At 43.3% G+C, this 12,897-nt stretch carries 8 protein-coding genes; 5 read left to right on the top strand and 3 right to left on the bottom strand.

Going from position 1 to position 12,897, the window contains the following annotated elements; genetic code table 11:
- Positions 1 to 16 precede the first annotated feature (16 nt).
- Together susR and ACHLI0_RS14100 are read right to left on the bottom strand one after the other, a co-directional pair.
- Positions 17 to 1,660 carry a SusR family glycan utilization regulator gene (gene susR / locus ACHLI0_RS14105; protein WP_008762911.1) on the bottom strand — a complete coding sequence of 548 codons (1,644 nt, stop codon included), beginning with the start codon at positions 1,658 to 1,660 and terminating at the stop codon, positions 17 to 19.
- Positions 1,661 to 1,708: 48 nt separating this feature from the next.
- Positions 1,709 to 2,929: a M16 family metallopeptidase gene (locus ACHLI0_RS14100; protein WP_054959279.1), complete on the bottom strand. Its 1,221-nt coding sequence runs from the start codon at positions 2,927 to 2,929 to the stop codon at positions 1,709 to 1,711.
- A 105-nt stretch (positions 2,930 to 3,034) separates the two neighbouring features.
- Here ACHLI0_RS14100 and ACHLI0_RS14095 point away from each other — a divergent pair, with 105 nt between their 5' ends.
- The 5 genes from ACHLI0_RS14095 to ACHLI0_RS14075 all read left to right on the top strand — a co-directional run bounded on the left by ACHLI0_RS14095 (position 3,035) and on the right by ACHLI0_RS14075 (position 8,336).
- Positions 3,035 to 3,568, top strand: coding sequence for an LOG family protein (locus ACHLI0_RS14095; protein ID WP_008762909.1), 534 nt, complete (start codon positions 3,035 to 3,037; stop codon positions 3,566 to 3,568).
- Positions 3,569 to 3,572: 4 nt separating this feature from the next.
- Positions 3,573 to 4,178, top strand: a complete 606-nt coding sequence (locus tag ACHLI0_RS14090; RefSeq protein WP_008762908.1) for an SIS domain-containing protein — start codon at positions 3,573 to 3,575, stop codon at positions 4,176 to 4,178.
- A complete protein-coding gene (locus ACHLI0_RS14085) occupies positions 4,166 to 5,092 on the top strand; it encodes a carbohydrate kinase family protein (protein WP_490749416.1) in 927 nt (308 codons plus the stop codon). The genes ACHLI0_RS14090 and ACHLI0_RS14085 overlap by 13 nt, the downstream gene beginning before the upstream one ends.
- A 118-nt stretch (positions 5,093 to 5,210) precedes the next feature.
- A complete protein-coding gene (locus ACHLI0_RS14080; RefSeq protein ID WP_055219252.1) occupies positions 5,211 to 6,281 on the top strand; it encodes a tyrosine-protein phosphatase in 1,071 nt (356 codons plus the stop codon).
- 111 nt (positions 6,282 to 6,392) lie between these two features.
- Complete coding sequence (locus ACHLI0_RS14075; protein WP_008762906.1) at positions 6,393 to 8,336, top strand: DEAD/DEAH box helicase; 1,944 nt, start codon at positions 6,393 to 6,395, stop codon at positions 8,334 to 8,336.
- A gap of 235 nt (positions 8,337 to 8,571) precedes the next feature.
- On the opposite strand, the gene ACHLI0_RS14070 is transcribed toward ACHLI0_RS14075, so the two are convergent.
- On the bottom strand, positions 8,572 to 12,672 hold the full coding sequence (locus ACHLI0_RS14070) for a hybrid sensor histidine kinase/response regulator transcription factor (protein WP_490749415.1): 4,101 nt from the start codon (positions 12,670 to 12,672) through the stop codon (positions 8,572 to 8,574).
- Between the last annotated feature and the right edge of the window lie 225 nt (positions 12,673 to 12,897).

Genomic DNA, 12,897 nt, shown 5'->3' with positions numbered 1-12,897 from the left:
TAGGTTACAACATCGATCAACGTATTTTCCGAACTAAATCTTCGAAATCTTCTCTGGAACCACGAGCTTTGTTTTTTACTTTCGCCCGATAATTATAAATTGTATTCACCGAATAACGGAGAAACTCTGCTATTTGTGAACTATCTTCAATACCAAGACGTATTAATGCAAAAATTCTCAGTTCGGTATTCAATAATTCATCTTTCTTCAGAATGATTTGTTCATTGTCTTGCAACAATGCATTGAACTTCTTCACAAAATCGGGAAATAAATGCAGGAAAGCAGTATCAAAGTTGGCATATAGTTCTTCCAATTCCTCATCAAGGGCATCTTGTGAGCGGGTGATTTTAAGTAATTCTGCTATCTGACCAGCAGATACTTTCTTATTTACCATACGACGATATGCATCGAGCCGATTGATATAAGTAGAGCAGAGTTTAATAAAACGGGCAATATATTCTTCCTTAATCTGGTTAGATTCAGACAGTTCTGCATTGGTAGATGTCAAACAGGCATTCATTTGCTGTAATTCTTCATTCAATTGATTCAATTGATGATTGGCTGTCTGCAGATGATTCCTTGCAACAGCCAATTTCTTCATCTGCCGGTATATATAGCCCAACGCACCAATCAGCAGCACCAGCAATGCCGTAATCAGCACTAAATACTGCTGAAGGCGGTCGTTCTGTTTCTCAATCATCGCCTGATAAGTTTTATCAATCAAAGAAAGTACATCGGCACTCTGCCAACTTCGAAGACGAGCATTATAAAATTTGGTAGCATTCCACGAGAAACGCATATATTGGTAAGCTCTCTCCATATCGCCATTCTCATAGAGCAACTGAGCCAACATCCACAAAGAAGCATGATCTTTAATAGCAGAACGAATATCAGAGATAGCAGAAAGGCAAAGATTCTGTTTCTCTCTTATTTTATCTCCAAGATATTTATAAATAAGTGAGCGATGGTAAGTTACAAGTGCATATTGAGGCGTATCGGGCTCTGCTGCCATCAGGCGACGGTCGTTTATCTCCAAGGCCTCATCATACTTGTGCCGGTCACGAAATAACGTTTCGCGCATGACCATAAATTCTTCCGATTGAGGAGATAATATCGCATATAATGAATCTTTATATGCTGACGATATTTCCCGATAATAAGCAGATAACGTCTGATCTTGTGTATAAAATCCCATCTCACCATACACATGATCGAAACATGTATAATAATCAAGTATCAGATGTGAAGTTACCTTCTGTCGGTCTACTGACTTCAAGACATCAATTGATTCGGTATACATACCCGTAGAAGAAAGCAAAAGAGAAAGTTGCAGTTTACTTTCTATTTCCCGGTCAGTATCTCCCAGATTACCCGCAATACGAACATTCTCATTTAAATAGTAAATAGCGGAATCGCAAATAAAGGCTTTATATTCCTTATAGATCTGATTATTCAGATTATAGCGTTCTATGGAATTAGGAGCCACGTCTCCGGCAAGCTCTTTCAGATGCCGTATCCGCGATTCGCGCTGTACCACATAAGTGTCATGTGCTAGGATTGTCTGATCAAGGACATGCAATAGTGAATCAAGAGTTTCATCAGCCCATGAAAAAATCGGAAAAGAAGCAAACAGCAACAACAGCAAACATTTATTTTTCATTAGAGTATTAAAGTTTTGTAGGAAATATGACATTCTTCACTCAAGGTATCACTTATAAATCAACGTCGACAAATATTCCTCCGCAAACATCTCATTGGCAACCTCCAGCAGTTGTTCTGCCGTCAACGCCTCAATACGATGGAACACTGATTCTGACGATTCGTACTTATGATAGTGCAGATATGTTTTCGCCATACCCAGCGCATTATTCTCGAAATTATCAGACGCCACACCGATCTGGCCTATCAGTTGCTTCTTCGCTGCCGCCAGCTGAGAAGATGTCATCTTCACATCCCGCATTCGCTTCAGTTCTTTATAAGTCAGTTTCAGACAGGTATCCATATCTTCGATATCCGTACCGAAATAGATGCAGAAAGCTCCTGTATCGGTATAAGAAGTCAGATTGGACTCTACATTATACACCAATCCCCTCCGCTCGCGAAGCGATACATTCAGCTTACTGTTCATGCCCGGACCGCCAAGCACATTATTCAGCAGATAAAGTGCCGTACGCTTATCATCATACGCATTGTATCCCCGGCTACCAATCATTACATGCGCCTGATGAGTATCTTTAGGCACTACCAACCGTTCGGGCACATAAAGAGGAGGAGGCATACGCTGATTATCCACCGTCACTGCCGGGATATCGGACAAATGCTTTTCCGCCAGACGGATAATCTTCTTGAAATCATATTGTCCCTGAACAAAGAATACCATATTCCCCGGTTGATAAAAGCGACGGGTAAACGAGAGAACATCCTCCGTACGGAAACTCCGCAGCAGTTCCGGCTTACCGAGAATGTTCCTTCCCAACGGATGGTTACGGAAAATCATATCTTCAAAATCATCGAAGATCAACTCCGAAGGATTATCCTCATAAGACTGGATTTCGTCAATGATCACTTCCGTCTCCTTTTCTATTTCATGCTGCGGGAAAGTAGAATGGAATACAATATCTCCGAGCAATTCGAGTGCACGTTCCAGATGCCCGGTCAGGAAGGCGGCATAGACAACCGTCTCCTCTTTATTCGTATAGGCATTCAGATCGCCGCCCACATTCTCCATGCGGTTAAGGATATGCCACGCTTTCCGCTTCTCCGTCCCTTTAAAAATAAGATGTTCCACGAAATGAGCCATCCCCTGCTCATTCTCAGCCTCATCGCGCGTTCCGGCATCGATGGCAAAACCACAATAAGCTACTTTCGAGAGAGTCGGTTCATGAATTATGCGCAGGCCATTCGGCAATGTATATTCGTTGTAATGCATTGTTTTCTACTTCCTTATTGAATTAATGCCGCAAAAATACAATAAAACTTATTGTCGTTTATAGAAAATTGCAGATATTTGTAGACTATATTAGCAACAACGTGTATGAAAAAGATAGGAATATTCTGTTCTGCCTCGGAAAACATTGACAAAATGTACTTTGACAGTGCCCGTCAAATCGGAGAATGGATGGGAAAAGCAGGCAAAACGTTGATTTATGGAGGAGCCAATCTCGGACTGATGGAATGCGTAGCCCGCGCCGTGAAAGAGAATGGAGGTACGGTCATCGGAGTAGTTCCTGCCAAACTGGAAGAAAAAGGTAGTGTGAGCACATTACTGGACGAGGTGATTCATACCCGTAACCTGAGCGACCGGAAAGATGTGATAACAGAGAAGTCGGAGATATTGGTCGCATTGCCTGGTGGTGTAGGTACACTCGACGAGATTTTCCACGTCATAGCCGCCGCCTCTATCGGATATCATCAGAAAAAGGTGATCTTCTATAACGAATACGGTTTTTACAATGAACTTCTGGCTGCACTTAAGACGTTAGAGGATAAGGGCTTCGCCCGACAATCTTTCTCTACTTATTATGAAACAGCAAACAATCTGGATGAATTAAAAGAAAAAATAAACTGATTATATGATAGACTCCATCAAACAACTCTTGCAACAAGAGGCACAAGCAGTGCTCAATATCCCTGTAACAGACGCTTACGAGAAAGCGGTACAACTGATTGTAGAACAGATACATCAGAAAAAAGGGAAATTAGTAACTTCCGGCATGGGAAAAGCCGGACAGATTGCCATGAACATCGCCACCACCTTCTGCTCCACCGGCATTCCATCGGTCTTCCTGCACCCCAGCGAAGCGCAGCACGGCGACCTCGGCATCTTACAAAAAAACGATTTGCTCCTGCTTATCTCCAACTCCGGCAAAACACGCGAAATCGTGGAACTGACCCGACTGGCACATAATCTGGACCCGGAACTGAAGTTTATCGTTATCACCGGAAATCCCGACAGCCCGCTGGCCAACGAATCAAACGTCTGTCTGAGCACCGGTAAACCCGCCGAAGTTTGTACGTTAGGCATGACTCCTACTACATCGACTACCGCCATGACCGTCATCGGTGACATACTGGTAGTACAGACAATGAAGAAGACAGGATTCACCATCGAAGAATACTCAAAACGCCACCACGGTGGTTATTTGGGCGAAAAATCAAGATCGCTATGCGAAAAGTAATCGGTATCGGAGAAACAATCCTCGATATCATCTTTCGGGGAAACCAGCCTTCCGCAGCCGTACCGGGAGGCTCTGTATTCAACGGCATCGTATCCCTCGGACGAATGGGGATCAAGGTAGGTTTTATCAGTGAAACAGGTAATGACCGGGTAGGAAATATCATTCTGCAATTCATGCGTGAAAATAATATTCCGACGGATCACGTAAATGTCTTCCCGGATGGTAAATCACCTGTATCACTGGCATTCCTCAATGAACAGAGCGATGCTGAATATATCTTCTATAAGGATTATCCCAAGCAACGTCTGGATGTGCTTTATCCTAAGTTAGAGGAAGACGATATCGTCATGGTAGGCTCTTACTATGCGCTGAACCCGGTACTCAGGGAGAAGATTCTGGAACTGCTGGACCAGGCACGCGAGAAGAAAGCAATCATCTACTACGACCCGAACTTCCGCTCTTCACATAAGAACGAAGCAATGAAACTGGCTCCTACGATTATCGAGAATCTGGAGTACGCCGATATTGTACGGGGATCGCTGGAAGATTTCTTCTATATGTATGGCTTGCAAGATGTGGACAAGATATATAAAGACAAGATTAAATTCTACTGCCCGCGGTTTATATGCACGGCCGGTGGGGACAAAGTATCACTTCGTACCAATCTGGTCAGCAAAGAATATCCGATAGAACCGCTGGAAGCAGTCAGCACCATCGGTGCCGGAGATAATTTCAATGCGGGATTGATCTACGGATTGCTTAAATATGATGTACGATACCGTGACTTGAATAATCTGAATGAAGAAGTCTGGGACAAAGTAGTTCAGTGCGGGAAAGACTTTGCCGCCGAAGTATGCCACAGCTTCAGTAATTCGGTATCGGTGGAGTTCGCCGGACAGTACGCATCGAAGTAATTACAGATACAACCATCCCCTAAATTACTATTAACTTTGGCTAATAATCGCAAAGGAATTACCACATCTAACGGTAATTCCTATCTTTGCAGTACATGATTCATCAGACAAAGAAACTATGTACAGAAACCTGTTAAACTGGCTGACCATCCTACTGGTACTTCCGTCATGTTCCGGCACTTCGCCCACTATATCCGTAGTGTGTGAAGAGAACAATGTGGGAAACGCCATTATCAAATGGGAAACAGCACCTATACTGAAAGGACAGGTAAAAGTATATGCTTCCACTTCTCCCGACTTCATTCCCGAAGAAAATCCCGTAGCCACCATCAACATTGAAAAAGGGAAAAAGACCATCGTGACCAATGATCCGTCTCAGCGCTATTACTACCTGATGGTATTCAACAACAGATACCGGGTGAGGGTAGCTGCCCGTAACGTCAATATTCCCGGCATTCAGAACTTCCGTGACCTGGGAGGATACAAGTCTGCAGAAACAGGCAAAGATACCCGCTGGGGAATGCTGTACCGTTCTGCACAGATTGACAGCATTCCATTCTGCTCCCGCCGGGAATTGAAAAACATGGGCATAAGGACTATCATCGATTTGCGTTCGGAAGAAGAACGCCATAACTATCCACAGTTTCATGATGAAGACTTTAACGTCCTGCACCTCCCCATTGCAACAGGAAACATGGAACACATCCTGCAAGACATACGTGATAAGAAAATAGAAACGGATACGATCTATCGTTTAGTAGAGCGGATGAACCGTCAACTGGTCACCAACTACCGCAAGGAATACAAAGAACTGTTCACACTCCTACTCGACCGCAACAATTATCCCGTCGTCATCCACTGTACTTCAGGCAAAGGACGTACGGGCATTGTTTCAGCACTGGTACTTGCCGCTTTGGGAGTCAATGAAGAAGCCATCATGAAAGACTATCGCCTGAGTAATGACTATTTCAACATCCCCAAAGCCTCCAGATACGCATATAAACTCCCTATCAACTCGCAAGAAGCCATCACTACAATTTACTCTGCCAAGGAAGACTTCCTGAATGCAGCCAAAGAACAGATTGATGCGGAATACGGCAGCGTACAGGCATATCTGAAAAAAGGAATAGGACTCTCGGCAGAAGAAATCGAACGGTTGCGCAGCATTTTATTAATAGATAATGGTTAATGGAAAATGGAGAATGCTATGCAGGCAGCAATAATTATCCATTATCCATTATTCATTATTCATTATTTTTCTCTATCTTTGCGCCCGAAATAAAAGATATACAGAGATTTAATGAAGACATTTGAAGAGCTTGGCGTTTCTCCGGAGATACGTAAAGCAATTGAAGAGATGGGATATGAGAATCCCATGCCGGTACAAGAGGAAGTGATTCCGTACCTTTTAGGAGAAAATAACGATGTAGTAGCTCTTGCACAAACTGGAACAGGTAAAACAGCCGCATTCGGCCTGCCTCTGCTCCAACAGATTGACGTAAAGAACAGGGTTCCCCAGTCACTAATACTTTGCCCCACCCGTGAGCTATGCCTCCAGATAGCGGGCGATCTGAACGATTACTCAAAATACATTGACGGACTGAAAGTACTGCCAGTTTACGGCGGTTCTTCCATCGACAGCCAGATACGCAGCCTAAAACGCGGCGTACATATCATCGTGGCCACACCGGGACGACTGCTCGACCTGATGGAGCGCAAAACCGTATCTTTATCGACCGTTCACAACATAGTGATGGACGAAGCGGACGAAATGCTGAATATGGGATTCACCGACAGCATCAACGCTATCCTTGCCGATGTCCCCAAAGAACGGAACACCTTGCTCTTCTCGGCAACCATGAGCCCCGAAATCGCCCGCATCTCCAAGAACTACTTGCAGAATGCCAAGGAGATTACCATCGGACGCAAGAACGAAAGTACAAGCAACGTGAAACACGTAGCTTATACCGTACAAGCCAAAGACAAATATGCAGCCCTGAAACGCATTGTTGACTATTACCCGCAAATATATGGTATCATTTTCTGCCGTACCCGTAAAGAAACGCAGGAAATAGCCGATAAATTGATGCAGGAAGGCTATAACGCAGATTCACTGCACGGAGAACTGTCACAGGCTCAGCGCGATGCCGTGATGCAGAAATTCCGCATCCGCAACCTGCAATTACTGGTTGCTACGGACGTTGCCGCACGCGGACTGGACGTAGACGACCTGACACACGTGATCAACTACGGCCTGCCCGATGATACGGAAAGCTACACACATCGTAGCGGACGTACCGGACGTGCCGGAAAGACAGGTACTTCCATCGCTATCATCAACCTGCGCGAAAAAGGAAAGCTGCGTGAGATAGAGCGCATCATCGGCAAGAAGTTTATTGCCGGAGAAATGCCGACAGGCAAGCAGATCTGCGAAAAACAGCTTATCAAAGTGATTGATGAACTGGAAAAGGTGAAGGTAAACGAAGAAGAAATCACGGACTTCATGCCGGAGATTTATCGTAAGCTGGAATGGCTGAGCAAAGAGGATCTGATCAAACGCATGGTATCGCATGAGTTCAATCGTTTTCTGGACTACTACCGCGACCGTGAAGAGATCGAGACTCCGACCGACAGCCGCGAACGTAACACACGTGACAGCCGTGAAAGAGGCAGCCGCAAGGCAGCGCCGGGTTTCACCCGCTTATTCATCAATCTGGGAAAAATGGACAGTTTCTTCCCAAGCGAACTGATCAGCTTGCTGAACAGCAATACACGTGGACGAATCGAGTTGGGACGCATTGACTTGATGAAAAATTTCTCCTTTTTCGAAGTAGAAGAGAAAGAAGCACAAAACGTAGTGAAGGCGTTGAACCGCGCTAACTGGAACGGCCGCAAAGTATCTGTAGAAGTTGCCGGTGAGGAAGCAGGAGAAGGCCGGAGAGGCAGTGGTTCTGCCGAACGCAGAGGAGGAAAACGTCCTTTCGGAAGTTCCTCCGAAAAGCGTGGTGACAGTAGCCGCAACTCACGTTCCGAAAGATCGGACAGAGCACCGCGAGCTGACAGAGCGACTAAAGGCAGTGACAAGACCGACAAGAAAAAAAGAAGCGACAAGCCCAGCCGCGAAGAACGGGGTTACGGAGCACGTGGTCCTAAAAAGACAGACGACTGGCAACAGTTCTTTAAAGATAAAGAGCCTGACTTCAGCGAGGAAGGATGGGCACGCAGAAAGCCGAAAAAGAAGTAACAGGCAAAACAGGCTGCAAACCTCTCAAAAGTTTGCAGCCTGTTTCTTATATACAAGCTACCGAAAAGCCTTCCGAAGCAAGGCATTATCGGATAAAATGTTGTCATATTATACTATATCAGCACAACAAATGCAGTATAAGGTAAGATATTCTCATTGGTCTAAGTTTTAATTCATTTATTGTAAGGATACAAATATACAACATTAAAAGCTGTTTGTCAAGTCTTCAGGAGTTTTATACGTTCATAGTTCCTCCTCCTTCCTCAGAAGCATCATGAACATCCTTCGTCTTGATATTCCTGTACTGCTTGGGCGTCATCTCGAACTTCTGGGCAAATGCTTTATAGAAAGTCCCCCTGTTCGAGAATCCGGTTTTATCCATAATCTCTTCAATGGAAAGTTGCGTTGTCAGCAACAAGCGTTCTACAATCGTCAGGCGATACTCTCTAATGATATCGGCAGGAGTCTTCTCCGTGACATTTTTCAGCTTCCGATAGAACTGCCGGGTACTGTATCCTAATGAACTACTCAACAATTCCACTGATAAATCCGTATTCTGTATATGACTATCAATAATCTGCATCATCTTCTCGAAGAAGGATTTATCCTCTTTATGCAGAAAATGACCATCATCCAGTTCAAAAGCACTTAGAACAGAGCTATAATACTCTTTCAGGTCCTCTTCACGCTGTAACAGCCTTCTCACGACTTTCTCCAGATATTCCACATTGAAAGGTTTCGTGATATATGCTTCCGCACCGGATTCAATTCCTTTCGTCTGCTCGTCGATGTTATTCAGTGCCGAAAGCAGTATTAACGGGATACGGCTCAACAGTTTATCCGACTTTATCTTTTTGGCAAACGACATTCCATCCATACCGGGCATCATTACATCCGAAATAATCAAATCCGGTAACTGGATGCCCAACTGCTTCAAGGCTTCCTCTGCGCTGCCTAAAGAGACAACATTGTATGCCCCGACAAATATCTCCGTAACAAACCATAACATAGAAGGGTCATCGTCAATAATCATAATCGTCTGCTTGTTCTTATCAAATTCAACCGACGAATTCTTGAGTTCGACTGCTTGCTCATCTGATGGCAAAACCAATTCTTCAGCTACTTTTTCATCTTCATTATCCACCGTAACCTCCATAACAGGCAGCCATACATCAAAAGTAGTCACCTCATTAGGAATACTGGATACCTGAATCTGTCCATTCAACAGATTTACCATACTGTGACAAATGGCCAGTCCCAATCCATTTCGCGGAGAAATCCCATTCTTGTTCTGCACTTCGAAATTATCCAGAATCTTATAACGGTCGAATATTTTCGTGAGATCAGCCTCCTTGATTCCTTTTCCCGTATTAGATACCCGAATGCAAAGTTGTTCTCCTTCAATACGCAGCTCTACCGTAATGGAACCATTCTCCGGAGTATATTTGAAAGCGTTAGAAATCAGGTTATTTACAATTTTACTCAGACAGCTGACATCCGTATTCCAAAAAACTCCATCTTCTATCTGCAATCGATAGTTCAGTTTCCGGCTTTCCGCCAGCTCTCCGAATGATTCGGCAATAGTCCGTATCTGTTCTGTGACAGGAACATGTTTTATCTTCAAAATCTTGTTCCCCGTCTCCAGTCGGCGGAACTCAATCAGTTCCAATATCAGCGCATTCAGTTTCAACGCATTCTGCTGAATCATGGAAGCATACTTCCGGACATAACTGTCTACCCGGCTATAGGAAAGGATTTTTTCACACGGACCGTTGATCAATGTCAACGGAGTACAAAATTCATGGGTAATGTTAGTAAAGAAACGCAATTTCGATTCATACAGTTCTTCGCGCTGCTGGCGGTTCATTTCCTCGATCATAACATTCCGCTTTCTGCGATAACGTTTTATCACCATCCGGATAGCTCCTGCAATTACCCCGGCTAATAATAAGAAATAGACAATATAAGCACAAGTAGTCATATACCAGGGAGGAGTGATACGGATCAATAATGAATAAGGTTCACTCTCTTTCCCTGTTATATTACTTCGGTACTTCACTAGCAAGGTGTATTCTCCAGGAGATAGATTAGAGAAAACCGCCACCGTAGACAATCCGTTCTCAATCCAACTATCGCTCAAACCGTCTATCTTATAAGAGTAAGTATAATTGTTCCCGTTAATGTAATCGACAGCAATAAATGAAAGGTTAAAGAAGTTCTGACTATAGTCCAGCACCAAAGTTTCTTGCTTCGTAGCACCTTGCAGAAAATCATAAATATTGCACTCTTTACCAAAAATAGAGAGGCGGTTGAAATGCAAAGGAGGCATGTATTCTTCCGAAAGTTGATCATTCTCGCTAATCGTAATGAATCCGTTCGTACCACCAAAAAATAATGTCCCCGTCTGCTGATCCTTGAAGAAAGCACCGTCACTAAACTCAATCACTTCCAGGTCGCCCTGCTGCCGATACGTCTGAACTGTGTTTTCGCGGACATTAAACCTCACCAACCCTTGATTGGTGCTAAGCCACAAGTTATTGTCCCTTCCTTCCAATATGCCGTGAATCGTATTGTTGGGAAAGCCGTCAGTCTCGTTATATACCCTATATTCGCCCTGATAAAGCCGGGTCAATCCGAAACTCGTACCAAACCAGTATCCTTCGTCATTCTTATGAATGGCAAAAATATCATTTACAGTCTGATTCTTCACTACATCGTCAATGCGGCAGGGAGTTAGTTGATTGGTATGCGTATTCATTTTATACGCTCCATATCCACGGTTACCAAACCAAATAACCGAATCATTCTCCTGAAAAGAGACAAAGAAATAATTGGAGTTTCTCTTTCCGCCATCCAGTGTAAAGCGACGGGCAGACTTCACTTTAGGTAAAAGTGAAGTAGCATCCAGAATGATTTTCACAATACCTTCACCGGCAGAAACCACCCACAACGTACTATCATTTGTCTCACGGACAGAATGTACATACTTCACCATCTTGCCATCTGCCATGACCGGAAATTCCTGTATCCGCTTTTGTGAATAGGAGTAGTAATTAAGTCCGCTCTCCGTTCCAATCCATAAGAGTTTCCTCCGGCTGGGAGCAAAACTATACACCGAGTTGTCCATCAACGGACTATTACTTGCCAGGATCCTTTCTGCCCGAGGCAAAGTTTCCATATCAGGATGGAAATCAAACATCTTTAATATTCCCCCTCCCTTCGTACCTATCCACAATGTCTGATCCTGATCCTGATATAGAGCACGAACCGGATTATCTACCCGATACTCCGGTACATCCAACATGATGTTGTCAATAGAAAACTCATCTGTAAAATACATATAAAGCCCTTGACCGTCAGCGCCCACCCAAATTATATCCTGAAACCGGTCTTTCATAAGACAAAAGATACCGGACTGAACATTTATGGACTGGAGGCTATATTTTACCTTTGAATCCGGCATATACTTTAATTGGACTAATCCACTACTCTTAAAGCCGATAAAATAATCAGTTTTCTGTTTTATAATGGAAGAAACCTCACCCCGACGAAGTATCTCTTCCTCCATATCTGCTATAAAATACGCTTTATGATTATTCAGATCGTATTCATAAAGTGCATAAGTATTGTCTATGAAATAGAGAAAATCGCCATCTACAAACGTCCACAACAACTTTTCCGAATGATTCAGGCAATTACTGGGAACCAACTTCACTTGATTTCCGTTTTTCTCTATTATATAACTCCGGTTATCATTATCTGAAGAGAATATCCAAAGTACTCCAAAGTTATCAATAGCCATTTGCTGTACTTCCTCAAAATGTATCTTTTTCACATCAAGCTTACAGAAGTCCTTCTGCTCCGGCTGATAATAATAAATGTAGCCATCATCTTTAATAATAAAGAAATCATCTTCGGGACTTATCGCCATACGGTTTATGTATTTAAAGTCTTTGAAGCTTTGTATGGTCTGTCTGCGTGTATCAAAGCGGTCGAGCCCATAATTAGTCTGTATCCAAAGCACATCGTTGTCCGCCTCGATAATCCGTTCGATGAGATTACCAGAGAAACTATGGTGCACATTGGTTGGTTTGTACAATCCCAGATAAGTGCCGTCGTAGATATTCAGCCCATCGCATGAACCGATCCATATCACGCCATGCCTATCCTGACACATCGAAAGAATAGCACTATTGGATAATCCGTTCTTACTGGAAAATTGCCGGAGACTATACGAAGCATTTATGTCTACTCCTATCAAAAGAAAAGAAACCAGTATTAGCAGAACTCTTCTTAAAAGAGTAGTTCTCTTCGTCCATTCATTGTGTTTTTTCATATAGCATTCTCTTGTTTTAAATCAAGACACAAAAATCGACGGAAAGATATGGAAAATCGGGAAAACGTCCAAGAACTGCACAAAAAACATTCTGATCATCTGAAAATTAACATAACAGAAGTACGCTTTTACGACACATATATATACTTTTGCGACATTTCATCGAGAAGAGACATTTATGTCATGAGTCCGTACATCATCTTATACTAACCACAATAACTTTGC

It is taken from the genome of Bacteroides sp. RCH18 (assembly GCF_058231005.1).
The sequence above is the reverse complement of the archived record's forward strand: the minus strand, read 5'-3'. Positions and strand labels throughout refer to the sequence as shown.